The 24824-nt window shown below is 69.8% G+C and carries 24 protein-coding genes; 23 read left to right on the top strand and 1 reads right to left on the bottom strand.

From position 1 onward, the window contains the following. The first annotated feature begins 16 nt into the window (after window positions 1-16). The 10 genes from ruvX to nusB all read left to right on the top strand — a co-directional run bounded on the left by ruvX (window position 17) and on the right by nusB (window position 9513). Window positions 17-481 (top strand): Holliday junction resolvase RuvX, encoded by a 465-nt coding sequence (gene ruvX, locus QFZ76_RS10525; protein ID WP_307679980.1) that lies wholly within the window; start codon window positions 17-19, stop codon window positions 479-481. 121 nt (window positions 482-602) lie between these two features. Then, window positions 603-2360 carry an endolytic transglycosylase MltG gene (gene mltG, locus QFZ76_RS10520; protein ID WP_307673470.1) on the top strand — a complete coding sequence of 586 codons (1758 nt, stop codon included), beginning with the start codon at window positions 603-605 and terminating at the stop codon, window positions 2358-2360. Then, a complete protein-coding gene (locus tag QFZ76_RS10515) occupies window positions 2341-3180 on the top strand; it encodes a shikimate dehydrogenase (RefSeq protein WP_307673469.1) in 840 nt (279 codons plus the stop codon). Before mltG ends, QFZ76_RS10515 begins: the two co-directional genes overlap by 20 nt. Window positions 3181-3367: 187 nt before the next feature. Beyond that, on the top strand, window positions 3368-4552 hold the full coding sequence (gene aroC / locus QFZ76_RS10510; protein WP_307673468.1) for a chorismate synthase: 1185 nt from the start codon (window positions 3368-3370) through the stop codon (window positions 4550-4552). Further along, on the top strand, window positions 4549-5067 hold the full coding sequence (locus tag QFZ76_RS10505; RefSeq protein ID WP_307673467.1) for a shikimate kinase: 519 nt from the start codon (window positions 4549-4551) through the stop codon (window positions 5065-5067). Before aroC ends, QFZ76_RS10505 begins: the two co-directional genes overlap by 4 nt. Then, entirely contained in the window at window positions 5064-6155 is a 1092-nt protein-coding gene (gene aroB / locus QFZ76_RS10500) for a 3-dehydroquinate synthase (RefSeq protein ID WP_307673466.1), read from the top strand. The genes QFZ76_RS10505 and aroB overlap by 4 nt, the downstream gene beginning before the upstream one ends. Window positions 6156-6321: 166 nt before the next feature. Next, window positions 6322-7188 (top strand): Pro-rich N-terminal domain-containing protein, encoded by an 867-nt coding sequence (locus QFZ76_RS10495; protein ID WP_307673465.1) that lies wholly within the window; start codon window positions 6322-6324, stop codon window positions 7186-7188. A 166-nt stretch (window positions 7189-7354) separates the two neighbouring features. Further along, window positions 7355-8461: an aminopeptidase P family protein gene (locus QFZ76_RS10490; protein ID WP_307673464.1), complete on the top strand. Its 1107-nt coding sequence runs from the start codon at window positions 7355-7357 to the stop codon at window positions 8459-8461. A gap of 48 nt (window positions 8462-8509) precedes the next feature. Further along, a complete protein-coding gene (gene efp, locus QFZ76_RS10485) occupies window positions 8510-9076 on the top strand; it encodes an elongation factor P (protein ID WP_030038547.1) in 567 nt (188 codons plus the stop codon). 2 nt (window positions 9077-9078) lie between these two features. After that, a complete protein-coding gene (nusB, locus tag QFZ76_RS10480; protein WP_266443034.1) occupies window positions 9079-9513 on the top strand; it encodes a transcription antitermination factor NusB in 435 nt (144 codons plus the stop codon). A 213-nt stretch (window positions 9514-9726) separates the two neighbouring features. Here the strand turns inward: nusB and bldD are convergent, their stop codons facing one another. Further along, entirely contained in the window at window positions 9727-10230 is a 504-nt protein-coding gene (gene bldD / locus QFZ76_RS10475) for a transcriptional regulator BldD (RefSeq protein ID WP_217239608.1), read from the bottom strand. A gap of 253 nt (window positions 10231-10483) precedes the next feature. Between bldD and pyrR the strand changes: the two genes are divergently transcribed. From pyrR to metK, 13 genes are all read left to right on the top strand, one after another. Continuing rightward, entirely contained in the window at window positions 10484-11053 is a 570-nt protein-coding gene (pyrR, locus tag QFZ76_RS10470) for a bifunctional pyr operon transcriptional regulator/uracil phosphoribosyltransferase PyrR (RefSeq protein WP_307673463.1), read from the top strand. An 87-nt stretch (window positions 11054-11140) separates the two neighbouring features. Further along, on the top strand, window positions 11141-12175 hold the full coding sequence (locus QFZ76_RS10465; protein ID WP_307673462.1) for an aspartate carbamoyltransferase catalytic subunit: 1035 nt from the start codon (window positions 11141-11143) through the stop codon (window positions 12173-12175). A gap of 5 nt (window positions 12176-12180) precedes the next feature. Beyond that, window positions 12181-13467: a dihydroorotase gene (locus tag QFZ76_RS10460; RefSeq protein WP_307673461.1), complete on the top strand. Its 1287-nt coding sequence runs from the start codon at window positions 12181-12183 to the stop codon at window positions 13465-13467. Next, window positions 13464-14030, top strand: a complete 567-nt coding sequence (locus QFZ76_RS10455) for a hypothetical protein (protein WP_307673460.1) — start codon at window positions 13464-13466, stop codon at window positions 14028-14030. The genes QFZ76_RS10460 and QFZ76_RS10455 overlap by 4 nt, the downstream gene beginning before the upstream one ends. Then, window positions 14027-15184: a glutamine-hydrolyzing carbamoyl-phosphate synthase small subunit gene (gene carA, locus QFZ76_RS10450; protein ID WP_266443052.1), complete on the top strand. Its 1158-nt coding sequence runs from the start codon at window positions 14027-14029 to the stop codon at window positions 15182-15184. Before QFZ76_RS10455 ends, carA begins: the two co-directional genes overlap by 4 nt. Continuing rightward, window positions 15177-18485 carry a carbamoyl-phosphate synthase large subunit gene (carB, locus tag QFZ76_RS10445; RefSeq protein ID WP_307673459.1) on the top strand — a complete coding sequence of 1103 codons (3309 nt, stop codon included), beginning with the start codon at window positions 15177-15179 and terminating at the stop codon, window positions 18483-18485. Before carA ends, carB begins: the two co-directional genes overlap by 8 nt. Before the next feature lie 63 nt (window positions 18486-18548). Next, window positions 18549-19655, top strand: a complete 1107-nt coding sequence (locus tag QFZ76_RS10440) for a quinone-dependent dihydroorotate dehydrogenase (RefSeq protein ID WP_307673458.1) — start codon at window positions 18549-18551, stop codon at window positions 19653-19655. Beyond that, entirely contained in the window at window positions 19652-20494 is an 843-nt protein-coding gene (gene pyrF / locus QFZ76_RS10435; protein ID WP_307673457.1) for an orotidine-5'-phosphate decarboxylase, read from the top strand. The genes QFZ76_RS10440 and pyrF overlap by 4 nt, the downstream gene beginning before the upstream one ends. Before the next feature lie 277 nt (window positions 20495-20771). Further along, entirely contained in the window at window positions 20772-21095 is a 324-nt protein-coding gene (locus tag QFZ76_RS10430; protein ID WP_003977346.1) for an integration host factor, read from the top strand. Window positions 21096-21155: 60 nt separating this feature from the next. Continuing rightward, window positions 21156-21713: a guanylate kinase gene (gene gmk / locus QFZ76_RS10425; protein ID WP_307673456.1), complete on the top strand. Its 558-nt coding sequence runs from the start codon at window positions 21156-21158 to the stop codon at window positions 21711-21713. Window positions 21714-21766: 53 nt separating this feature from the next. Further along, window positions 21767-22039 (top strand): DNA-directed RNA polymerase subunit omega, encoded by a 273-nt coding sequence (gene rpoZ / locus QFZ76_RS10420; RefSeq protein ID WP_006382157.1) that lies wholly within the window; start codon window positions 21767-21769, stop codon window positions 22037-22039. A 123-nt stretch (window positions 22040-22162) separates the two neighbouring features. Beyond that, window positions 22163-23365 carry a bifunctional phosphopantothenoylcysteine decarboxylase/phosphopantothenate--cysteine ligase CoaBC gene (gene coaBC / locus QFZ76_RS10415; protein ID WP_307679979.1) on the top strand — a complete coding sequence of 401 codons (1203 nt, stop codon included), beginning with the start codon at window positions 22163-22165 and terminating at the stop codon, window positions 23363-23365. Between the two features lie 239 nt (window positions 23366-23604). Then, on the top strand, window positions 23605-24813 hold the full coding sequence (gene metK / locus QFZ76_RS10410; protein ID WP_307673455.1) for a methionine adenosyltransferase: 1209 nt from the start codon (window positions 23605-23607) through the stop codon (window positions 24811-24813). Window positions 24814-24824 lie beyond the last annotated feature (11 nt).

Below are 24824 nucleotides of genomic sequence, written 5' to 3'. Positions count from 1 at the left end.
TGACGACGGCCGGGGCATGCGCCGCGGCCGTCGCCTCGCGATCGACGTCGGGGACGCCCGTATCGGGGTCGCCTCATGTGACCCCGACGGGATCCTCGCCACCCCGGTGGAGACCGTCCCCGGCCGGGACGTCCCCGCAGCTCACCGCAGGTTGAGGCAACTGGTCGAGGAGTACGAACCGATCGAGGTCGTGGTCGGCCTCCCCCGCTCCCTCAAGGGCGGCGAGGGCCCGGCCGCGGTGAAGGTCCGCGGCTTCGCCCAGGAGCTCGCCCGGGGCATCGCCCCCGTCCCGGTCCGGCTCGTGGACGAGCGGATGACCACGGTGACGGCCAGTCAGGGACTGCGCGCCTCGGGCGTGAAGTCGAAAAAGGGCAGATCGGTCATCGACCAGGTAGCGGCCGTGATCATCCTTCAACAGGCCCTGGAATCCGAACGGGTGTCAGGTAAAGCACCCGGCGAGGACGTCGAAGTGGTCATCTGATCGCGATACGGTAACGTTCCGCGCGATGCGGAGGTGTTCGAACAGCCACCGCACAAAGAGAGGCGGAACGGGAGCCGAGCCGAAAGCCGCGCGACCGCCGCCTCGCGGCTCTAGGGGATCGATGACTGAGTATGGCCGGGGCGAAGGCTCCGAACCGTGGCATCCGGAGGACCCGTTGTACGGGGATGACGGATGGGGTGGACAGCAGGCCCAGGCGGGTCAGCAGTCCCCCTACGGCGGCCAGCCGCAGCACCATCCGGAGCAGCCGCAGCAGCCGCAGTACGACAACGGAGGCTGGGGCGACGGCCAGCAGGCCGCATACGGTCAGGCGCAGCAGCACTACCAGCAGCAGTACGGCGAGCAGCAGCAGTACGACCAGCAGCAGTACAACCAGCAGTACGGCGAGCAGCAGCAGTACGACCAGCAGTACGGCGGGCAGCAGTACGACCAGCAGCAGTACGCGCCCCAGCCCCAGCAGCAGTACGACAACAACGGCTGGGCCACCGGCGCGCACGAGCCCGTCCAGTACCCCGATCCGTCGGACCCGTACGGGCAGCAGCAGGGCATGTCGTACGGCGGCCAGCAGCAGCCCGACTTCTACGGCCCCCCGGACGCCTACCCGCCGCCGGAGCCGCCCGCCCGTCGGCGCGCCGAACCCGAACCGCAGCAGCCCGACTGGGATCCCGGTCCCGATCAGGGCGAACACGCGTTCTTCTCGGGCGCTGACGACGACGAGGACGACTCGGACGAACCGAAGGGCGACCGCGGCGACCGCAAGGGACGCGGCGGCAAGCCCAAGAAGCGCCGCAGCGGATGCGCGTGTCTGGTGGTCCTGCTGGTGTTCGGCGGAGGACTGGGCGGAGTCGGATATTTCGGCTACCAGTTCTACAAGGATCGTTTCGGCTCGGCTCCGGACTACGCCGGGGACGGTACGAGCGAGCTGGTGTCCGTCGTCATCCCCAAGGGTGCCTACGGGTCGACGATCGGTCAGAAGCTGAAAGAAGCCGGCGTGGTCAAGAGCGTCGACGCGTTCGTGGCGGCTCAGGACCAGAACGCCAAAGGCAAGACGATCCAGGCCGGCGCCTATCTGCTGAAGAAACAGATGTCCGCCGACAGTGCCATCGAGATGATGCTCGACCCCAAGAGCCAGAACAATGTGCTGGTCAAGCCGGGCGAGCGCAATATCAGCGTCTACAAGACGATCGACGCGAAACTCGAATTGTCGTCCGGCACCACCAGGAAGATCGCCGAGAAGGAGTTCGAGAGCCTCGGCCTGCCTGACTGGGCGAACGACAACAAGGAGATAAAGGATCCGCTGGAAGGATTCCTCTACCCCGGCACCTATCCCGCAGCCAAGGGTATGAAGGCCGAGACGGTCCTGAAGGAGATGGTGACCCAGGCGGCGAAGAAGTACGACGAGTTCGACGTGGAGGCAAAGGCCAAGGCGCTCAAGCTGGACAACCCGTTGCAGGTCGTCACCGTCGCCAGCCTCGTCCAGGCCGAGGGCAAGACCGAGGACGACTTCCGCAAGATGGCGGAGGTGATCTACAACCGCCTCAAGTCCACGAACACCGAGACCAACCGGAAGCTGCAGTTCGACTCGACCTTCAATTACCTGAAGAACGAGAGCAACATCAACATCAGCGAGTCGGAGATCAACAGCAACCAGGACCCGTACAACACGTACACGCAGGAGGGTCTGCCGCCCGGCCCCATCGGTAACCCCGGTGACGAGGCGATGAAGGCGACGGAGAATCCGACCGACGAGGGCTGGCTCTACTTCGTGGCGACCGACGGTGTGAACAAGACCGAATACGCGAAGACCTTCGCGGAATTCGAAAGGCTCAGGGACAAGTTCAATGAGAGCTCGGGCAGCTGACGCCCGCCGGGCCGCCGTGCTCGGCAAGCCCATCGCGCACTCCCTCTCGCCCGTGCTGCACCGCGCCGCGTACGAGGCGCTGGGCCTGACGAACTGGTCGTACGACCGGTTCGAGCTCGACGAGGCCGCCCTGTCGGGGTTCTTCGCGGAACTCGGCCCGGAGTGGGCCGGGCTCTCGGTGACCATGCCGCTCAAGCGGGCCGTCATCCCGCTGCTCGACGACATCACCGAGACCGCTGCCTCGGTCGACGCGGTCAACACGGTCGTGTTCACCGAGGACGGCCGCCGGGTCGGCGACAACACCGACATCCCCGGCATGGTCGCCGCCCTGCGCGAACACGGCATCGAACAGGTCGACTCCGCCGCGATCCTCGGCGCCGGCGCCACCGCCTCCTCCGCGCTCGCCGCCCTGTCCCGGATCTGCACCGGCGAGGTCGTCGCGTACGTGCGCAGCGAGGCCCGTGCCGCCGAGATGCGGCAGTGGGGCGAGCGGCTGGACATCGAGGTCCGTACGGCGGACTGGGCGGACGCCGAGCAGGCGCTGCGCGCACCGCTCGTCGTCGCGACCACCCCGGCCGGTGCGACCGACGCGCTGTCCTCGGCCCTGCCGGAACGCCCCGCCACTCTCTTCGACGTGCTCTACGACCCGTGGCCCACCGAGCTCGCCGCCCGCTGGTCCGCGTACGGCGGGGCAGTCGTCAGCGGACTCGACCTGCTGGTGCACCAGGCGGTCCTGCAGGTGGAGCAGATGACCGGCCGTACCCCTGCCCCGCTGGACGCGATGCGCAAGGCGGGCGAGCACGCGCTCGCCGCCCGCTAGGAGCAGCTCGGTCGCCGTCGGGACAGCCGCGTCCCGTCCGCCCTGTGGACCGGCGGCCGGTTCCCGTGCCCGGACGTGGGAGGATCGGAGGTGGCGGGCCAGGGCCGCGCACCTGGTCGGGCCGTCGCCGTACGCGAGGACGCGCGTACGAAGGGCAGTACCAGGGCGCGAGCACTGAGGAGCACCGTTGAGCAGGTTGCGCTGGCTGACCGCGGGGGAGTCCCACGGTCCCGCACTCGTCGCGACGCTGGAGGGACTTCCCGCCGGCGTGCCGATCACCACGGAGATGGTGGCGGACCACCTGGCCCGGCGCCGGCTCGGTTATGGACGCGGTGCGCGCATGAAGTTCGAGCGTGACGAGGTCACGTTCCTCGGCGGTGTGCGGCACGGCCTCACTCTGGGCTCCCCGGTCGCGGTCATGGTGGGCAACACCGAGTGGCCGAAGTGGGAGCAGGTCATGGCGGCCGACCCCATCGACCCCGAGATCCTGGCGGGCCTGGCCCGCAACGCCCCGCTGACCCGGCCGCGACCCGGCCACGCCGACCTGGCCGGCATGCAGAAGTACGGCTTCGACGAGGCCCGGCCGATCCTGGAGCGCGCCTCCGCCCGGGAGACGGCGGCCCGGGTGGCGCTGGGCGCGGTGGCCCGGTCGTACCTCAAGGAGACGGCCGGCATCGAGATCGTCTCGCACGTCGTCGAGCTGGCCGCGGCGAAGGCGCCCTACGGCGTCTACCCCAAGCCCTCCGACGTCGAGAAGCTGGACGCCGACCCGGTGCGCTGCCTGGACGCGGACGCGTCGAAGGCGATGGTCGCGGAGATCGACCAGGCCCACAAGGACGGCGACACCCTCGGCGGTGTGGTCGAGGTGCTGGCCTACGGCGTGCCCGTGGGCCTCGGCTCGCACGTGCACTGGGACCGCAGGCTGGACGCCCGGCTGGCCGCCGCCCTCATGGGCATCCAGGCCATCAAGGGCGTCGAGGTCGGCGACGGCTTCGACCTGGCGCGGGTGCCCGGCTCGAAGGCGCACGACGAGATCCTCGCCACCGACGAGGGCATCAGGCGGGCCACCGGCCGTTCCGGCGGCACCGAGGGCGGCCTGACCACCGGTGAGCTGCTGCGGGTGCGCGCCGCGATGAAGCCGATCGCGACCGTGCCGCGGGCCCTGAAGACCGTGGATGTCGTCACCGGAGAGGCCACGCAGGCCCACCACCAGCGCTCGGACGTGTGTGCGGTCCCGGCCGCCGGCATCGTCGCGGAGGCGATGGTCGCGCTGGTCCTGGCGGACGCGGTCGCGGAGAAGTTCGGCGGCGACAGCGTGCCCGAGACCCGCCGCAACGTCCGGTCGTACCTCGACAACCTCCCGGTCCGATGAGCGCTGTGCCCCTGGTCGTCCTGGTCGGTCCGATGGGCGTCGGCAAGTCCACCGTCGGGCAGTTGCTCGCCGAGCGGCTCGGCGTCGGTTACCGGGACACCGACGAGGACATCGTCGCCGAGCAGGGCCGGGCCATCGCCGAGATCTTCGTCGACGAGGGCGAGCCGGCCTTCCGCGCGATCGAGAAGCGGGCGGTGCGCCAGGCCCTCGCCGACCACGACGGCGTCCTCGCGCTGGGCGGCGGCGCGATCCTGGACGAGGACACCCGCGCGCTGCTCACCGGGCAGCGCGTCGTCTACCTCTCCATGGACGTCGAGGAAGCCGTCAAGCGCACCGGCCTGAACGCCGCCCGGCCGCTGCTCGCGGTCAACCCGCGCAAGCAGTGGCGCGAACTGATGGAGGCGCGGCGGCACCTGTACGAGTCGATCGCCACGGCGGTCGTGTCCACGGACGGCCGTACGCCCGAAGAGGTCACCCAAGCCGCCCTGGACGCACTGGAGTTGAAAGAAGCATGAGCGAGGCAGTCACCCGGATCCAGGTCGGCGGTACCGCGGGCAGCGAGCCCTACGAGGTACTGGTGGGCCGGCAACTCCTGGGCGAGCTCGCCGGGTTGATCGGCGACAAGGCCAAGCGGGTCGCGATCGTCCACCCCGAGGCGCTGGCCGAGACCGGCGACGCGCTGCGCGGCGACCTGGCCGAGCAGGGCTTCGAGGTCGTCGCCATCCAGGTGCCGAACGCGGAGGAGGCCAAGACCGCCGAGGTCGCCGCCTACTGCTGGAAGGCACTCGGCCAGTCCGGCTTCACCCGCACCGACGTCGTGGTCGGTGTCGGCGGCGGCGCGACCACGGACCTCGCCGGGTTCGTGGCCGCGACCTGGCTGCGCGGGGTGCGCTGGATCGCCGTCCCCACCACCGTGCTGGCCATGGTGGACGCGGCCGTCGGCGGCAAGACCGGCATCAACACCGCCGAGGGCAAGAACCTCGTCGGCGCCTTCCACCCGCCGGCCGGCGTGCTGTGCGACCTGGCCGCGCTCGACTCCCTCTCGGTCAACGACTACGTCTCCGGGCTCGCCGAGATCATCAAGGCCGGCTTCATCGCCGACCCGACGATCCTGGAGCTCATCGAGTCCGACCCCGAGGCCGCCCGCACTCCGGCGGGCCCGCACACCGCGGAGCTCATCGAGCGGTCCATCCGGGTCAAGGCCGAGGTGGTCTCCTCCGACCTCAAGGAGTCGGGCCTCAGGGAGATCCTGAATTACGGCCACACGCTCGCGCACGCCATCGAGAAGAACGAGCGCTACAAGTGGCGGCACGGCGCCGCTGTTTCGGTCGGCATGCACTTCGCGGCCGAACTCGGCCGTCTCGCGGGCCGGTTGGACGACGCCACGGCCGACCGGCACCGCACGGTCCTGGAATCCGTCGGCCTGCCCCTGCACTACCGCTACGACCAGTGGCCCAAGCTGCTGGAGGCCATGAAGGTCGACAAGAAGTCCCGCGGCGACCTGCTGCGCTTCATCGTCCTGGACGGTCTGGCCAAGCCGACCGTTCTGGAGGGCCCCGACCCGGCGGTCCTCCTCGCCGCGTACGGCGAAGTGGGCGAGTAAGTCCCGCGGTACTCCATCCGCCCGATTCACCTTGCGCCACCGGGCACTTCGGACCGCCCCCGGCCGTTTCACCAAACGACGGCCGGGGGCGGTACCGTTCGGTAGCGAAGCGGGAATCCCCCGCGCTGTCAGCGCCCATTGCCTGTACGAGACGGAGTGGCACCGGATGCAGCACGCAGTGGGTTCTCCGCTGCCGCCGCCCCACCAACCGGGGCACGGACCGGTCGCCGGCTGGTCGCCGGCCGCACATCCCCCGGGTCCGCAGCACCCGGGCGCACATCAGGGTTCCGCCCCCGTGCCCCCACCGCCTCCTCCCGCTCCGGGCTTCACCGGCGCACCCTCGGCGCCGGTACCGCCCGCACCGCAGCACGCCCCGGTCCCGCCGGTGCCGGAGACCACCGGCCATGTGCCGCTGCCGCCCGGCGGCCCCGTCGCCATGCCGAGCGCGCCGCCCGCCACGACCGCCGACCCGGCCGCCACGACCCTCGCGGTCCTGCTCATCGGCCCGGCCGGCGCCGGAAAGACGAGCGTCGCCCGTTACTGGGCGGGCCGCCGCCGGGTCCCCACCGCCCACATCAGCCTCGACGACGTGCGCGAATGGGTCCGCTCGGGCTTCGCCGACCCGCAGTCCGGGTGGAACGACCACTCCGAGGCCCAGTACCGCCTCGCCCGCCGCACCTGCGGCTTCGCGGCCCGCAACTTCCTGGCCAACGGCATCTCCTGCATCCTCGACGACGCCGTCTTCCCCGACCGCCCGGTCGTCGGCCTCGGCGGCTGGAAGCGCCACGTGGGCCCGGGCCTGCTGCCGGTGGTTCTGTTGCCGGGCCTCGAGATCGTCCTGGAGCGCAACGCCGAACGCTCGGGAAACCGCCGCCTCACCGACGAAGAGGTCGCCCGCATCCACGGCCGCATGGCCGGCTGGTACGGCTCCGGCCTCCCCATCATCGACAACTCCCAGCTGGACGTACCACAGACGGCCCAGGTCCTGGACGAGGTACTGGCCCGGTCCATTGCCAGCCCTCCTCAGTGGTAGCCGACGTTTAGGGGCGCGGGGCCGTATCGATATGCGGCTTCGCCGCGTGGGCGCGACCAGCCCCCACCGGGCGCGCACCCGGCGACCAACACTCAGTCGCACCGCCATCCCCCAAACGGCACCCTCCCAACCAGCACAATCCGGACACCGCTCCTACGCTCGTGTCATGTCAGAGGTCTACGGTGCCCGCCGAACCCGCCTACGGGAACGCTGCCAAGCCAGCGGCAGCGCCTCCGCGCTGGTGACCCGCCCCGCCAACGTCCGCTATCTCGCAGGCACCGCCCCGCACGGCGCCGTCCTGCTGCTCGGCAGGACCGAGGACCTGCTGCTGTGCCCCGGCCCACCGGACGACCGCCCTGCCGAAGGCCGGCCCGACGAGGCGCTGCGCGTGCAGAGGCTGCCCGGATCCGGTGGCGACCCGGCCGTCGCCGCCGCCGACCTCGCGGCAGGGCAGGGCGGTGAGTCCCTCGCCGTGGAGGAGCATCACCTGACCGTCGCCCGGCACCGCGCCATCCGCTCGGTCGTGCCCCGGCTGCGCCTCGCGGATCTGGGCGGCGCCGTCGAGCAGCTGCGGGTGGTGAAGGACGAGGAGGAGATCTCCTGCCTCAGGATCGGCGCCGAAATCGCCGATCAGGCCCTCGGTGAACTGCTCGAGTCCATCCTCGTCGGCCGTACCGAACGTCACCTGGCCCTGGAACTGGAGCGACGCCTGGTCGACCACGGCGCCGACGGTCCCGCCTTCGCGACCTCCGTCGGTACCGGCCCGAACTCCGGCAGACGCGGCCACCGCCCCACCGACCGACGCGTCGAGGAGGGTGACTTTCTGTCCGTCTGCCTCGGCGCGACCTACCGCGGCTACCGGTGCGAGATCGGCCGTACCTTCGTCATCGGTACGTCCCCGGCGGACTGGCAGATCGAGCTGTACGACCTCGTCTTCGCCGCCCAGCGGGCCGGACGGGAGAGTCTCGTACCCGGCGCCGCCTACCGCGACGTGGACCGCGCCGCACGCCAGGCACTGGACTCCGCGGGGTACGCGGAGGGCCTTCCGGCCCTGACGGGGCACGGTGTGGGACTCGAAATCGACGAGGAGCCGCAGCTTGCCCCCGCGGCCATGGGTAAACTGGACGCTTGCGTGCCGGTCACCGTCGAACCGGGGGTTCACCTCCCGGGCCGGGGCGGCGTCCGGATCGATGACACGCTCGTCGTCCGCCCCGAGGCGGACGGCGGCCCAGAGCTACTCACCATCACGACCAAGGAGCTGCTCGCGCTGTAGGCGTGTGCCCCCGGGGTCGTCCACGTCAGTCCAGGAGATTCCGCAACCGTGGCTTCCACGAACGACCTCAAGAACGGCCTGGTGCTCAAGCTCGACGGAGGCCAGCTGTGGTCCGTCGTCGAGTTCCAGCACGTCAAGCCCGGCAAGGGCCCGGCCTTCGTGCGCACCAAGCTGAAGAACGTGCTTTCCGGCAAGGTCGTCGACAAGACGTTCAACGCCGGCGTCAAGGTCGAGACGGCCACGATCGACAAGCGCGACATGCAGTTCTCCTACATGGACGGCGAGTACTTCGTCTTCATGGACATGGAGACCTACGACCAGCTCATGGTCGACCGCAAGGCTGTCGGCGACGCCGCCAACTTCCTGATCGAGGGCTTCACCGCCACCGTGGCGCAGCACGAGGGCGAGGTGCTCTTCGTGGAGCTGCCGGCCGCCGTCGAGCTCGTCATCCAGGAGACCGAACCGGGCGTCCAGGGCGACCGCTCCACCGGTGGCACCAAGCCCGCCATCCTGGAGACCGGTCACCAGATCAACGTCCCGCTCTTCATCACCACCGGTGAGAAGATCAAGGTCGACACCCGCACGAGCGACTACCTCGGCCGGGTGAACAGCTAACCGTGGCTGCCCGCAACACGGCCCGCAAGCGCGCCTTCCAGATCCTCTTCGAGGGTGACCAGCGCGACGCGGACGTCCTGACGGTCCTCGCGGACTGGATCCGGCTCTCCCGGGGCGACACCCGGCAGCCGCCGGTGAGCGAGTACACGATGCAGCTGGTCGAGGGGTACGCGCAGCACGCGAAGCGCATCGACGAGCTGATCGCCCAGTACTCGGTCGGCTGGACGCTCGACAGGATGCCCGTCGTCGACCGCAACATCCTGCGCCTCGGCGCCTACGAGCTGATCTGGGCGGACGAGACGCCTGACGCCGTCGTCCTCGACGAGATGGTGCAGCTGGCGAAGGAGTTCTCCACGGACGAGTCGCCCTCGTTCGTGAACGGCCTGCTCGGCCGGTTCAAGGAACTCAAGCCCTCGCTGCGCCGCGACGAGGCCTAGCGCCACGACGAGGCACAGGAGCCGCCACGAGGCGCCGGGGGGACCGGCGCGATCGGCACGCATTGCCCAAGGGCCCGCAGCGGTGACGCTGCGGGCCCTTGGGCGTCCCTGTGCCCCGGAGCCCCGTCAGGCCCGCAGAAAGCCGCCGGGGTAGCTGGAACCGTGAAGTTCCGGCCACCCCGGCGGCACGTTTCTGCTCAGGTGAGAAGCGGCTCAGCTGTCCTCGTGGGAGGCCACCGCACGGCGCGCGTCCGCGTCCAGGACGCCCCAGCTGATCAGCTGCTCGGTGAGGACCGAGGGCGACTGGTCGTAGATGACGGCGAGTGTGCGCAGGTCGTCCTGGCGGATCGAGAGCACCTTGCCGTTGTAGTCACCGCGCTGGGACTGGATGGTGGCGGCATACCGCTGGAGGGGACCCGCCTTCTCGGCCGGCACGTGGGCCAGCCGCTCCAGGTCGAGGACCAGCTTCGGCGGCGGCTCGGCGGCACCGCCCGGCGTGGTGCCCGGCAGCAGCTCCTGCACCGGAACCCCGTAGAAATCCGCCAGCTCGGCAAGTCGCTGCACGGTCACGGCGCGGTCGCCGCGCTCGTACGAACCGACCACGACGGCCTTCCAACGACCCTGGGACTTCTCCTCGACACCGTGGAGGGAAAGGCCCTGCTGGGTGCGGATGGCCCGGAGCTTGGCCCCGAGCTGTTTGGCGTATTCGCTGGACATATAGCTCCCCGGACACTGTGTCGACGCGACTGGGTTGTTTCCATGCCGCGCGGCTGGTAACTCACTGTGAGGTTACGCAGCGTTACTCTTCCGCGTCAAGCCGAATGGTCCGCACCGACTCTTCCGTGGTATCGGTGGCCCGTTGGGCCAAGGGGGTGATCAGGGACGTCGTCCCGGCCTGCTACCGTGGATGGCGCAAATCCGACGTCCTTTAAGGTCCGTCCCGTGAGGCGGAGAAGGAGGTCCGTTTCTTATGGACACTCAAGCGTCCGATGCAAGGCCAGTGCTCGAAGGCCCTGACATCGCGCGGGTACTGACCCGCATCGCCCACGAGATCGTCGAGCGCGCCAAGGGCGCCGACGACGTGGTGCTCCTCGGCATTCCCACCCGGGGCGTCTTCCTCGCCCAGCGGCTCGCCGCCAAGCTCGAAGAGATCACCGACCGCAAGATCCCGGTCGGCTCCCTCGACATCACCATGTACCGCGACGACCTGCGCATGCACCCGCCACGTGCGCTGGCCCGCACCGACATCCCCGGTGACGGCATCGACGGCAGGCTGGTCGTCCTCGTCGACGACGTGCTCTTCTCCGGCCGCACCATCCGAGCCGCCCTCGACGCCCTGAACGACATCGGGCGCCCCCGCGCGGTCCAGCTCGCGGTCCTCGTCGACCGGGGCCACCGCGAACTGCCCATCCGCGCCGACTACGTCGGCAAGAACCTCCCCACGTCGCTGCGGGAGACGGTCAAGGTCCAGCTCGCCGAGGAGGACGGTCGCGACACCGTGCTGCTCGGTGTGAAGACCTCCCCGACGCGCGAGCAGTAGCAGCACTCGGCCGTACGTCCCCGAGTGCGCCCCCGCACGCCCGCGCGCGAAATCTCCCGACCTGAACTGCCTTACGGAGCCTGACAGATGCAGCGTCATCTCATCTCGGCCGCCGACCTCACCCGCGACGACGCCGTCCTGATCCTCGACACCGCCGAGGAGATGGCCCGGGTCGCCGACCGGCCGATCAAGAAACTGCCGACCCTGCGCGGCCGAACCGTCGTCAACCTCTTCTTCGAGGACTCCACCCGGACCCGGATCTCCTTCGAGGCCGCCGAGAAGCGCCTGTCCGCGGACGTCATCAACTTCTCCGCCAAGGGGTCGAGCGTGTCCAAGGGCGAGTCCCTGAAGGACACCGCCCAGACCCTCGAAGCCATGGGCGTGGACGCCGTCGTCATCCGGCACGGCGCCTCCGGAGCCCCGTACCGCCTGGCCAACTCCGGCTGGATCGACGCGGCCGTGATCAACGCCGGTGACGGCACCCACCAGCACCCGACGCAGGCCCTGCTGGACGCCTTCACCATGCGCCGCCGGCTCGTCGGGCGGGACGCCGGGATCGGGCAGGACCTCGCCGGCAAGCGGATCACGATCGTCGGCGACATCCTGCACAGCCGGGTGGCCCGCTCCAACGTCGACCTGCTGCACACCCTCGGTGCCGAGGTCACCCTGGTCGCCCCGCCCACCCTGGTGCCGGTCGGCGTCGAGACCTGGCCCTGCGAGGTCTCCTACGAGCTGGACAGCACGCTTTCCAAGTCCGACGCGGTGATGATGCTGCGCGTCCAGCGCGAGCGCATGAACGCGGCGTTCTTCCCGACCGAGCGCGAGTACGCGCGGCGCTACGGCCTCGACGGCGAGCGTATGGCGAAGATGCCCGAGCACGCCATCGTGATGCACCCCGGTCCGATGGTCCGCGGCATGGAGATCACCGCCGAGGTTGCCGATTCCGACCGCTGCACCGTCGTCGAGCAGGTCGCAAACGGAGTCTCCGTCCGGATGGCCGTCCTCTACCTGCTCCTGGGCGGCAACGAACCCGCCGTCAGCCACACCCGCCCGCCCGTCTCCCACCACCACCCTTCCAGCGAGCGCTCCGCGCACACCATTTCTGCGGACGAGGAGAAGTAAGACAGATGAGCAAGATCCTGATCCGTGGTGCGAAGGTGCTCGGCGGCGAGCCGCAGGACGTGCTGATCGACGGCGCGACCATCGCAGAGGTGGGCGCCGGTCTGTCGGCTGAAGGCGCCGAGGTCGTCGAGGCCGGCGGCAAGGTGTTGCTGCCGGGTCTGGTGGACCTGCACACCCACCTGCGCGAGCCCGGCCGCGAGGACTCCGAGACCGTGCTGACCGGCACGCGGGCGGCCGCCTCCGGGGGCTACACCACCGTGTTCGCCATGGCCAACACCTTCCCGGTCGCCGACACCGCCGGTGTGGTCGAGCAGGTCTACCGGCTCGGCCAGGAGCACGGCTACTGCGACGTGCAGCCCATCGGTGCCGTCACCGTCGCCCTGGAGGGCCGCAAGCTCGCCGAGCTGGGCGCGATGCACGAGTCGGCCGCGGGCGTCACCGTCTTCTCCGACGACGGCAAGTGTGTCGACGACGCCGTGATCATGCGCCGGGCGCTGGAGTACGTGAAGGCCTTCGGCGGGGTCGTCGCCCAGCACGCGCAGGAGCCGCGGCTGACCGAGGGCGCCCAGATGAACGAGGGCATCGTCTCCGCCGAGCTGGGTCTCGGCGGCTGGCCGGCGGTGGCCGAAGAATCGATCATCGCCCGGGATGTCCTGCTCGCCGAGCACGTCGGCTCCCGCGTCCACATCTGCCACCTGTCGACCGCGGGCTCGGTGGAGATCGTCCGCTGGGCCAAGTCCCGCGGCATCGACGTCACCGCCGAGGTCACCCCGCACCACCTCCTCCTCACGGATGAGCTGGTGCGTACCTACAACCCGGTCTTCAAGGTCAACCCGCCGCTGCGCACCGAGCGCGACGTGCTCGCCCTGCGTGAGGCCCTCGCGGACGGCACGATCGACATCGTGGCCACCGACCACGCCCCGCACCCGCACGAGGACAAGGACTGCGAGTGGGCCGCGGCCGCCATGGGCATGGTCGGCCTGGAGACCGCGCTGTCGGTGGTCCAGGAGACGATGGTCGACACCGGGCTCCTCGACTGGGCCCAGGTCGCCGACCGCATGTCCGTCAAGCCCGCACAGATCGGACAGGCCAAGGGGCAGGGCCGTCCCGTCTCGGCAGGTGAGCCCGCCAACCTCACGCTCGTCGACACGGAATACCGTGGGTCCGTGGACCCCGCGGGCTTCGCCTCGCGCAGCCGCAACACCCCCTACGAGGGTCGCGAGCTGCCGGGCCGTGTCACGCACACGTGGCTCCGGGGCAAGGCCACGCTCGTCGACGGGAAGCTCACGTGACACCTGTAATGCTGCTGGCCGCCGAGAAGGAATCGGCTCAGGTCACCGACTGGGCCGCCCGCATCGGCTGGCTCGTCGGACTCGCCCTCTTCGTCGCGCTCGTCTACTGGCTGATGCGCGAGGGCTGGAAGTGGCGCGGCACGCTCCAGGGCGACCTGCCCGAGCTGCCCACCGCGCCTTCCGAGCCAGGTGAGGCCACACTGACGATGAGCGGCCGCTACCACGGCTCCACCACCGCCGGGCAGTGGCTCGACCGCATCGTGGCGCACGGCCTGGGCACCCGCAGCCGGGTCGAGCTCACCCTGACGGACGCGGGACTGGACGTCGTACGCCCGGGAGCGACGGATTTCTTCGTCCCTCTCGAGGCACTGCGCGAGGCCCGGCTCGACAAGGGCATCGCCGGCAAGGTGCTGACCGAGGGCGGGCTGCTCGTCGTGACCTGGGCGCACGGCGAGCGGCTGATCGACTCCGGGTTCCGCTCCGAGCGCGCGGCCGAGCACAACGCGTGGGTCGACGCCATCAACTCCATGATCAACAAGACGGAAACGGAAGGCGCACGATGACGACCTCCACAAGGGGAGCCGCCAAAACTCCCGCGGTACTCGTCCTGGAGGACGGCCGGATCTTCCGCGGCCGTGCCTACGGGGCCGTGGGGGTGACCTTCGGCGAAGCGGTGTTCTCCACCGGCATGACCGGCTACCAGGAGACCCTCACCGACCCGTCGTACCACCGCCAGGTCGTGGTGATGACCGCCCCGCACGTCGGCAACACCGGCGTCAACGACGAGGACCCCGAGTCGAAGCGGATCTGGGTCGCCGGATACGTGGTGCGCGACCCCGCGCGCGTGCCGTCCAACTGGCGCTCCCGCCGCACCCTCGACGAGGAACTGGCCGCGCAGGGCGTCGTCGGTATCTCCGGCATCGACACGCGCGCCCTGACCCGCCACCTGCGCGAGCGCGGCGCCATGCGCGTCGGCATCTTCTCCGGCAACGCGCTGCCCGACGACGGCACCATGCTCACCGAGGTGCGCCAGGCCCCCGAGATGAAGGGTGCGAACCTCTCCGCGGAGGTCGCCACCAAGGAGACGTACGTCGTCCCCGCTATCGGCGAGAAGAAGTTCACCGTCGCCGCCGTCGACCTCGGCATCAAGGGCATGACCCCGCACCGCATGGCCGAGCGCGGCATCGAGGTGCACGTGCTGCCCGCCACGGCGAGCGTCGAGGAGGTCTACGCCGTCCGGCCCGACGGCGTGTTCTTCTCCAACGGACCCGGCGACCCGGCCACCGCCGATCATCCGGTCGCCCTGATGCAGGCGGTGCTGGAGCGCGGGACCCCGCTCTTCGGCATCTGCTTCGGCAACCAGATCCTGGGCCGCGCGCTGGGCTTCGGCACCTACAAGCTGAAGTACGGCCACCGCGGCATCAACCAGCCGGTGCAGGACCGTTCCACCGGCAAGGTCGAAGTCACCGCGCACAACCACGGCTTCGCCGTTGACGCCCCGCTCGACAAGGTCTCCGACACCCCGTTCGGCCGCGCCGAGGTGTCCCACGTGTGCCTCAACGACAACGTGGTGGAGGGGCTGCAGCTCCTCGACCGACCGGCCTTCAGCGTCCAGTACCACCCCGAAGCGGCAGCCGGCCCGCACGACGCCGCCTACCTGTTCGACCGCTTCACGTCTTTGATGAGCACAGTCCTGATGGAGGGCCAGCGTGCCTAAGCGCACCGATATCCAGTCCGTCCTGGTCATCGGCTCCGGCCCGATCGTCATCGGCCAGGCCGCCGAGTTCGACTACTCCGGCACCCAGGCGTGCCGCGTGCTCAAGGCCGAGGGCCTGCGCGTCATCCTGGTCAACTCCAACCCGGCGACGATCATGACCGACCCGGAGATCGCCGACGCCACCTACGTCGAGCCGATCACCCCGGAGTTCGTCGAGAAGATCATCGCCAAGGAGCGGCCCGACGCGCTGCTGCCCACCCTGGGCGGTCAGACGGCCCTCAACACCGCGATCTCCATGCACGAGCAGGGTGTGCTGGAGAAGTACGGTGTCGAGCTGATCGGCGCCAACGTCGAAGCCATCAACAAGGGCGAGGACCGCGACCTCTTCAAGGGCGTCGTCGAGGCCGTGCGCGAGAAGATCGGGCACGGCGAGTCCGCCCGGTCCTACATCTGTCACTCGATGGACGACGTACTCAAGGGCGTCGAGCAGCTCGGCGGCTACCCGGTCGTGGTCCGCCCCTCCTTCACCATGGGCGGCGCCGGCTCCGGCTTTGCCCACGACGAGGAGGAGCTGCGCCGGATCGCCGGCCAGGGCCTCACGCTCTCCCCGACCACCGAGGTGCTCCTGGAGGAGTCCATCCTCGGCTGGAAGGAGTACGAGCTGGAGCTGATGCGCGACAAGAACGACAACGTGGTGGTCGTCTGCTCCATCGAGAACTTCGACCCGATGGGCGTCCACACCGGTGACTCGATCACCGTCGCGCCCGCGATGACGCTCACCGACCGTGAGTACCAGCGCCTGCGCGACATCGGCATCGCGATCATCCGCGAGGTCGGTGTCGACACCGGCGGCTGCAACATCCAGTTCGCGGTGAACCCGGTCGACGGCCGCATCATCGTCATCGAGATGAACCCGCGGGTGTCGCGCTCCTCGGCCCTCGCGTCGAAGGCGACCGGCTTCCCGATCGCCAAGATCGCCGCCAAGCTGGCCGTCGGCTACACCCTCGACGAGATCCCGAACGACATCACGGAGAAGACCCCGGCCTCCTTCGAGCCGACCCTCGACTACGTGGTCGTAAAGGCCCCGCGCTTCGCGTTCGAGAAGTTCCCGAGCGCCGACTCCACGCTGACCACGACCATGAAGTCGGTCGGCGAGGCCATGGCGATCGGCCGCAACTTCACCGAGGCCTTCCAGAAGGCGCTGCGCTCGCTGGAGAAGAAGGGCTCGCAGTTCACCTTCGTCGGCGAGACGGGCGACAAGAAGGAGCTCCTGGAGGCTTCGGTCCGCCCGACCGACGGCCGGATCAACACGGTCATGGAGGCGATCCGCGCCGGTGCCACGCAGGAGGAGATCTTCGAGTACACGAAGATCGACCCCTGGTTCGTGGACCAGCTGTTCCTGATCAAGGAGATCGCCGACGAACTCGCCGCCGCCGAGCGTCTGGTCCCCGAGCTGCTCGCCGAGGCCAAGCGGCACGGCTTCTCCGACCAGCAGATCGGCGAGATCCGGGGCCTGCGCGAGGACGTCGTGCGCGAGGTGCGGCACGCGCTGGGCGTGCGCCCGGTGTACAAGACGGTCGACACCTGCGCCGCCGAGTTCGCCGCGAAGACGCCGTACTTCTACTCCTCCTACGACGAGGAGACCGAGGTCGCGCCCCGCGAGAAGGCCGCAGTCATCATCCTGGGCTCCGGCCCCAACCGCATCGGCCAGGGCATCGAGTTCGACTACTCCTGCGTCCACGCCTCCTTCGCGCTGAGCGACGCCGGGTACGAGACCGTGATGGTCAACTGCAACCCGGAGACGGTCTCCACGGACTACGACACCTCCGACCGCCTGTACTTCGAGCCGCTGACGCTGGAAGACGTGCTGGAGATCGTCCACGCGGAGGCGCAGGCCGGCCCGATCGCGGGCGTGATCGTACAGCTCGGCGGCCAGACCCCGCTGGGCCTCGCGCAGGCGCTCAAGGACAACGGCGTACCGGTCGTCGGCACGCCCCCCGAGGCCATCCACGCCGCCGAGGACCGCGGCGCCTTCGGCCAGGTCCTCGCGGAGGCGGGCCTGCCGGCGCCCAAGCACGGCACCGCCACCACCTTCGCGGGCGCCAAGGCCATCGCCGACGAGATCGGCTACCCGGTCCTGGTGCGGCCCTCGTACGTCCTCGGCGGGCGCGGCATGGAGATCGTGTACGACGAGACCCGGCTGGAGTCGTACATCGCCGAGTCGACCGAGATCAGCCCCTCCCGGCCGGTCCTGGTCGACCGCTTCCTCGACGACGCGATCGAGATCGACGTCGACGCCCTGTACGACGGCGAGGAGCTCTACCTCGGCGGTGTCATGGAGCACATCGAGGAGGCCGGCATCCACTCCGGCGACTCGGCGTGCGCCCTGCCCCCGATCACGCTGGGCGGCTTCGACATCAAGCGCCTGCGGGCCTCCACGGAGGCCATCGCCAAGGGCGTCGGCGTCCGAGGCCTGATCAACATCCAGTTCGCGATGGCGGGCGACATCCTGTACGTCCTCGAAGCCAACCCGCGTGCCTCCCGCACCGTCCCCTTCACCTCGAAGGCGACCGCGGTGCCGCTGGCGAAGGCCGCCGCCCGGATCTCGCTGGGCGCGACCATCGCCGAACTGCGCGCGGAGAGGCTGCTTCCGGCGAAGGGCGACGGTGGCGAGCTCCCGTTCGACGCGCCGATCTCCGTCAAGGAGGCCGTCATGCCGTGGTCGCGCTTCCGCGACATCCACGGGCGGGGCGTCGACACGGTCCTCGGCCCCGAGATGCGCTCCACCGGCGAGGTCATGGGTATCGACTCCGTCTTCGGCACGGCGTACGCCAAGTCGCAGGCCGGGGCCTACGGTCCGCTGCCGACCAAGGGCCGCGCCTTCATCTCGGTCGCCAACCGCGACAAGCGGTCGATGATCTTCCCGGCGCGCGAACTGGTCGCCCACGGCTTCGAACTGCTCGCCACCTCCGGCACGGCTGAGGTCCTCAAGCGCAACGGCATCAACGCCAGGGTCGTGCGCAAGCAGTCCGAGGGCACCGGCCCGAACGGCGAGAAGACCATCGTCCAGCTCATCCACGACGGCGAGGTCGACCTCATCGTCAACACCCCGTACGGCACCGGCGGCCGCCTCGACGGCTACGAGATCCGTACGGCGGCCGTGGCGCGGTCCGTGCCGTGTCTGACGACCGTCCAGGCGCTCGCGGCGGCCGTCCAGGGCATCGACGCCCTCAACCACGGAGACGTGGGCGTCCGTTCGCTCCAGGAACACGCGGAACACCTGACCGCGGCCCGCGACTAGCAGCCCTGAGGGGGACACCGGAAGGTGTCCCCCTCTTCATGAGGACCCCAGAGGACTCTCGCGATGTACAAGCTCTTCTTCCGTCTGGTCTTCCAACGGATGGACCCCGAGAAGGCCCATTACCTGGCCTTCCGCTGGATCCGGCTCGCCGTCCGGATCCCCGCGCTGCGGACGTTCGTCGCCGCCGCCCTCGCTCCCCGCCACGAGGAGCTGCGCACGCAGGCCTTCGGGCTGCGGATGCACGGCCCCTTCGGGCTGGCCGCCGGCTTCGACAAGAACGCCGTCGCCATCGACGGCATGACGATGCTCGGCTTCGACCACGTCGAGATCGGCACGGTCACGGGGGAGCCGCAGCCCGGCAACCCCAAGAAGCGGCTGTTCCGTCTCGTGCAGGACCGCGCGCTGATCAACCGCATGGGCTTCAACAACGAGGGCTCCCTGGCCGTAGCCGCCCGCCTGGCCTCCCGTACGCCCGTCTTCAGGACGGTCGTCGGCGTCAACATCGGCAAGACCAAGGTCGTCCCCGAGGAGGAGGCCGTCCTCGACTACGTGAAGTCGACCGAGCGGCTGGCGTCGTACGCCGACTACCTGGTCGTGAACGTGTCGTCGCCGAACACGCCGGGTCTGCGCAGTCTGCAGGCGGTCGACCAGTTGCGCCCCCTGCTGAGCGCCGTCCGCGAGGCCGCCGACCGCACGGTGACCACGCGCCGCGTCCCGCTCCTGGTGAAGATCGCGCCCGACCTGGCCGACGAGGATGTCGACGCGGTGGCCGACCTGGCTGTGGAACTCGGCCTGGACGGGATCATCGCCACCAACACCACCATCGCGCGCGACGGCCTCGGTCTGACGTCGGAGGCCGGCCTGGTGAAGGAGACCGGAGGGCTGTCCGGGGCACCCCTGAAGGCACGCTCCCTGGAAGTACTGCGTCGCCTCTACGCGCGCGTGGGCGACCGGATCACCCTCGTGGGCGTCGGCGGCGTCGAGAACGCTGAGGACGCCTGGCAGCGCATCCTGGCGGGCGCCACCCTCGTGCAGGGATACAGCGCCTTCGTCTACGAGGGCCCCTTCTGGGCCCGAGCCATCCACAAGGGACTCGCCGCACGCCTGCGGACGAGCCCGTACGCCACCCTCGCCGACGCGGTCGGCGCCGACGTGAGGAAGACGGCATGACTCTGGAGCCCTTCGGCGCACGGCTGCGCCGGGCGATGGACGAGCGCGGCCCTCTGTGCGTCGGCATCGACCCGCATGCCGCCCTGCTCACCGAGTGGGGTCTGAACGACGACGTGGCGGGCCTCGAGCGGTTCAGCCGTACGGTCGTCGAGGCGATGGCCGACCGGGTCGCCGTCCTCAAGCCGCAGAGCGCGTTCTTCGAGCGCTTCGGGTCGCGCGGTGTCGCCGTCCTGGAGAAGTCGGTCGCCGAGGCGCGGCAGGCCGGCGCGCTGGTCGTGATGGACGCCAAGCGGGGCGACATCGGCTCGACCATGGCCGCGTACGCCGAGTCCTTCCTCCACAAGGACGCCCCGCTCTTCTCGGACGCGCTGACCGTCTCGCCGTACCTCGGCTACGGGTCGCTCAGGCCGGCCGTGGAGCTGGCGCGGGAGACCGGCACCGGTCTGTTCGTGCTGGCGCTGACCTCCAACCCGGAGGGCGGTGAGGTCCAGCACGCCGTCCGCGCGGACGGTCGCAATGTCGGAGCGACGATGCTGGCCCACCTGGCCGCCGAGAACGCGGGGGAGGGGCCCCTGGGCTCCTTCGGGGCGGTCGTGGGGGCCACGCTCGGCGATCTGTCGTCGTACGACCTCGCCATCAACGGTCCGCTGCTGGCTCCCGGGATCGGTGCGCAGGGAGCCACTCCGGCCGACCTTCCCGGCGTTTTCGGCGCGGCCGTGCGCAACGTCGTGCCGAACGTCAGCCGGGGTGTGCTGCGGCACGGTCCCGACGTGGTCGCTCTGCGTGTCGCCGCGGACCGCTTCGCGGAGGAGATCAGGGCCGCGGTGGCGGCCGCCTGAGGCTCCCTGCTGACTCGCTCGAGTCATCCGATGAGTGGTCCGAGGAAGACTTGAGTCTGAATACATCCTCAAATCCGGGGCAGTATGTCTGAAATGTCCGGCCTGGCGGAGGCTGACCAGGACTTTTCCGCTGTTCTCGCTGACTCTGGCGCACTTGGCCGCTAGTCTCCGACGAGAGTGAACGGGCAAGCGTGTTGCTCGTAGCTCCCCAGGTGTGGGGCGACTAGGTTCCTCACCGGTCCGTATCCGACAGTTCGACATCCGAGGTGACGTAGGCGTGGCTCTTCCGCCCCTTACCCCTGAACAGCGCGCAGCCGCGCTCGAAAAGGCCGCCGCGGCTCGCCGGGAGCGGGCCGAGGTCAAGAATCGACTCAAGCACTCCGGCGCCTCCCTGCACGAGGTCATCAAGCAGGGCCAGGAGAACGACGTCATCGGCAAGATGAAGGTCTCCGCGCTGCTTGAGTCCCTGCCTGGCGTGGGCAAGGTCCGCGCCAAGCAGATCATGGAGCGACTCGGCATCTCCGAGAGCCGCCGTGTGCGCGGCCTCGGTTCCAACCAGATCGCCTCCCTGGAGCGTGAGTTCGGCAGCACCGGCTCCTGATCCCGGGTACTCCGGGCAAGGTAGTCCCGGGCACTCCGGGATTGCTGGAATAATCGCTGCATGAGTGAACGTCCGCGGCTGACCGTGCTCTCCGGCCCCTCCGGGGTCGGCAAGAGCACGGTCGTCGCTCATATGCGCAAGGAACACCCCGAGGTCTGGCTCTCGGTGTCGGCGACGACCCGCAGGCCCCGCCCCGGCGAGAAGCATGGAGTCCAGTATTTCTTCGTCACCGACGAGGAGATGGACAAGCTGATCGCCAACGGCGAGCTGCTGGAGTGGGCCGAGTTCGCCGGCAACCGCTACGGCACGCCGCGTGCGGCCGTGCTGGAGCGCCTTGAGGCGGGCGAGCCCGTGCTCCTGGAGATCGACCTCCAGGGTGCCCGGCAGGTCCGCGAGTCCATGACGGACGCCCAACTGGTGTTCCTGGCTCCCCCCTCCTGGGAGGAGCTCGTGCGCAGGCTCACCGGGCGGGGCACCGAACCGCCCGAGGTGATCGAGCGCCGTCTGGACGCGGCGAAGGTCGAACTGGCGGCCGAGCCGGAGTTCGACGAGACCCTGGTCAACACCTCTGTCGAGGATGTCGCTCGTGAGCTGCTATCTTTGATGGATGTTGTGTGATCACGACTGATGTGATCACGACCGATCTTTTCCCATCCATCGGAAGGTAGAGCGTGTCCTCTTCCATCTCCACGCCCGAGGGCATCATCAACCCGCCGATCGACGAGCTTCTCGAGGCCACGGACTCGAAGTACAGCCTCGTGATCTACGCGGCCAAGCGGGCCCGCCAGATCAACGCGTACTACTCGCAGCTCGGCGAGGGCCTCCTCGAGTACGTCGGTCCGCTCGTGGACACCCATGTCCACGAGAAGCCGCTGTCGATCGCCCTGCGCGAGATCAACGCGGGTCTGCTGACGTCCGAGGCCGTCGAGGGCCCGGCGCAGTAGTATTTTCAGCTTGCGGTTAGCTTTTCCACAGGCCCGGCAGCGCGACTGCCGGGCCTGTGGTGTGTGATGGAGCCGTGTACGGCGGAGCCGCGGCGTACGTTTTCCGAGGTGCGGGGAGAGACGGTGGACAAGCCGAAGGTCGTTCTGGGCGTCAGCGGTGGCATCGCCGCGTACAAGGCCTGTGAGCTGCTGCGCAGACTGACCGAGTCCGGGCACGACGTCCGGGTGGTGCCGACCGCCTCCGCCCTGCACTTCGTCGGCGCCGCCACCTGGTCCGCCCTCTCCGGCCACCCGGTCTCGACCGAGGTGTGGGACGACGTGCACGAGGTCCCGCACGTCCGCATCGGACAGCACGCCGACCTGGTGATCGTCGCCCCGGCCACCGCGGACATGCTCGCCAAGGCCGCCCACGGCCTCGCCGACGACCTCCTCACGAACACCCTCCTCACCGCCCGCTGTCCGGTCGTCTTCGCGCCCGCCATGCACACCGAGATGTGGGAGCACCCGGCCACCCAGGAGAACGTGGCGACGCTGCGTCGCCGGGGTGCCGTGGTCATCGAGCCGGCCGTCGGCCGCCTCACCGGCGTCGACACGGGCAAGGGCCGGCTGCCCGAGCCCGCCGAGATCTTCGAGGTCTGCCGTCGGGTGCTGGCCAGGGGAGTGACGGAACCGGACCTCGTCGGCCGACACGTCGTCGTCAGCGCCGGCGGCACCCGCGAACCCCTCGACCCGGTGCGCTTCCTCGGCAACCGCTCCTCCGGCAAGCAGGGCTACGCCCTCGCCCGCACCGCCGCCGCCCGGGGCGCCCGGGTCACGCTGATCGCCGCGAACACCGGCCTGCCCGACCCGGCGGGCGTGGACGTCGTCCCGGTCGGGACGGCCGTACAGCTGCGCGAAGCGGTACTGAAGGCCGCCGCGGACGCCGACGCGGTCGTCATGGCCGCCGCGGTGGCCGACTTCCGGCCGGAGACGTACGCGGCCGGGAAGATCAAGAAGAAGGACGACCAGGAACCGGAGCCCATCGTCCTCGTACGGAATCCGGACATCCTCGCGGAGATCTCGGCCGACCGGGCCCGCCCCGGTCAAGTGGTCGTCGGATTCGCCGCCGAGACGGACGACGTGCTGGCCAACGGCCGTACGAAGCTGCGCCGCAAGGGGTGCGACCTCCTCGTGGTGAACGAGGTGGGGGAGCGCAAGACGTTCGGCTCGGAGGAGAACGAGGCCGTGGTGCTGGGCGCCGACGGCAGCGAGACCCCGGTCCCGCACGGACCCAAGGAAGCCCTGGCCGAAACCGTGTGGGACTTGGTGGCCGAACGCCTGAGCTGAGTGTTCCCTTCGGCTCGAGGATCGTCGACGCCTCGCAGATTGGGGCGTGGCGCCCCTGGCCAAGCCCGCTCGGAATTGGGCAGAATGCCCGTGCCGCAGGTCACAGCACTCCCGAGAGGCGAGACAGGGGGGCGAGTGGCCGAGTGCGACCGATAAACTGTTCTCGGACGACGCCGGGCGCAGCCCCCGTCCCGTCCGCCAATGATCAGCCAGCAGCCGCTGCAACCCCAGGGAGCGTTGTGTCCCGTCGCTTGTTCACCTCGGAGTCCGTGACCGAGGGCCACCCCGACAAGATCGCTGACCAGATCAGCGACACCATCCTCGACGCGCTCCTGAAGGAGGACCCGACCTCCCGGGTCGCCGTCGAGACGCTGATCACGACCGGCCTGGTGCACGTCGCCGGCGAGGTCACCACCAAGGCCTACGCACCCATCGCGCAGCTGGTGCGCGACAAGATCCTGGAGATCGGCTACGACTCCTCGAAGAAGGGCTTCGACGGCGCCTCCTGCGGCGTGTCGGTGTCCATCGGCGCGCAGTCCCCGGACATCGCGCAGGGCGTCGACACCGCCTACGAGTCCCGGGTCGAGGGGGACGACGACGAACTGGACCGCCAGGGCGCGGGCGACCAGGGCCTGATGTTCGGTTACGCGTGCGACGAGACGCCCACGCTGATGCCGCTGCCGATCTTCCTCGCGCACCGGCTGTCCAGCCGGCTGTCCGAGGTCCGCAAGAACGGCACCATCCCCTACCTGCGCCCCGACGGCAAGACGCAGGTCACCATCGAGTACGACGGCGACAAGGCCGTCCGCCTCGACACGGTCGTGGTCTCCTCGCAGCACGCGTCGGACATCGACCTGGAGTCGCTGCTCGCCCCCGACATCCGCGAGTTCGTCGTGGAGCCGGAGCTGAAGGCGCTGCTCGACGACGGCATCAAGCTGGACACCGAGAACTACCGCCTCCTGGTGAACCCGACCGGCCGCTTCGAGATCGGCGGCCCGATGGGCGACGCCGGCCTGACCGGCCGCAAGATCATCATCGACACGTACGGCGGCATGTCCCGCCACGGCGGCGGCGCCTTCTCCGGCAAGGACCCGTCCAAGGTGGACCGTTCGGCGGCGTACGCCATGCGCTGGGTCGCCAAGAACGTCGTCGCCGCGGGCCTCGCCACCCGCTGTGAGGTCCAGGTCGCGTACGCGATCGGCAAGGCCGAGCCGGTCGGCCTGTTCGTGGAGACCTTCGGCACGGCCAAGGTCGACACCGACCGGATCGAGAAGGCGATCGACGAGGTCTTCGACCTCCGCCCGGCCGCCATCATCCGCGACCTCGACCTGCTCCGCCCGATCTACGCCCAGACGGCGGCGTACGGCCACTTCGGCCGCGAGCTGCCCGAGTTCACCTGGGAGAAGACGGACCGGGTGGACGCGCTGCGCAAGGCTGCGGGGCTCTAGAACCACCTGTT

The sequence above is a fragment of the Streptomyces sp. V4I2 genome, from assembly GCF_030817655.1.
In the GTDB taxonomy this organism is placed as follows: Bacteria; Actinomycetota; Actinomycetes; order Streptomycetales; family Streptomycetaceae; genus Streptomyces; species Streptomyces plumbiresistens.
Note: the sequence above shows the minus strand (reverse complement) of the source record. Positions and strands in the feature narration are given on the sequence as shown.

Excerpts from the sequence above, each read along its gene's own strand:
- ruvX (WP_307679980.1), top strand. The coding sequence starts at position 17 with ATGCGCCGCGGCCGTCGCCTCGCGATCGACGTCGGGGACGCCCGTATC.
- mltG (WP_307673470.1), top strand. The coding sequence starts at position 603 with ATGACTGAGTATGGCCGGGGCGAAGGCTCCGAACCGTGGCATCCGGAG.
- QFZ76_RS10515 (WP_307673469.1), top strand. The coding sequence starts at position 2,341 with ATGAGAGCTCGGGCAGCTGACGCCCGCCGGGCCGCCGTGCTCGGCAAG.
- QFZ76_RS10505 (WP_307673467.1), top strand. The coding sequence starts at position 4,549 with ATGAGCGCTGTGCCCCTGGTCGTCCTGGTCGGTCCGATGGGCGTCGGC.
- aroB (WP_307673466.1), top strand. The coding sequence starts at position 5,064 with ATGAGCGAGGCAGTCACCCGGATCCAGGTCGGCGGTACCGCGGGCAGC.
- QFZ76_RS10495 (WP_307673465.1), top strand. The coding sequence starts at position 6,322 with ATGCAGCACGCAGTGGGTTCTCCGCTGCCGCCGCCCCACCAACCGGGG.
- QFZ76_RS10490 (WP_307673464.1), top strand. The coding sequence starts at position 7,355 with ATGTCAGAGGTCTACGGTGCCCGCCGAACCCGCCTACGGGAACGCTGC.
- bldD (WP_217239608.1), bottom strand. The coding sequence starts at position 10,230 with ATGTCCAGCGAATACGCCAAACAGCTCGGGGCCAAGCTCCGGGCCATC.
- pyrR (WP_307673463.1), top strand. The coding sequence starts at position 10,484 with ATGGACACTCAAGCGTCCGATGCAAGGCCAGTGCTCGAAGGCCCTGAC.
- QFZ76_RS10465 (WP_307673462.1), top strand. The coding sequence starts at position 11,141 with ATGCAGCGTCATCTCATCTCGGCCGCCGACCTCACCCGCGACGACGCC.
- QFZ76_RS10460 (WP_307673461.1), top strand. The coding sequence starts at position 12,181 with ATGAGCAAGATCCTGATCCGTGGTGCGAAGGTGCTCGGCGGCGAGCCG.
- carA (WP_266443052.1), top strand. The coding sequence starts at position 14,027 with ATGACGACCTCCACAAGGGGAGCCGCCAAAACTCCCGCGGTACTCGTC.
- QFZ76_RS10440 (WP_307673458.1), top strand. The coding sequence starts at position 18,549 with ATGTACAAGCTCTTCTTCCGTCTGGTCTTCCAACGGATGGACCCCGAG.
- pyrF (WP_307673457.1), top strand. The coding sequence starts at position 19,652 with ATGACTCTGGAGCCCTTCGGCGCACGGCTGCGCCGGGCGATGGACGAG.
- gmk (WP_307673456.1), top strand. The coding sequence starts at position 21,156 with ATGAGTGAACGTCCGCGGCTGACCGTGCTCTCCGGCCCCTCCGGGGTC.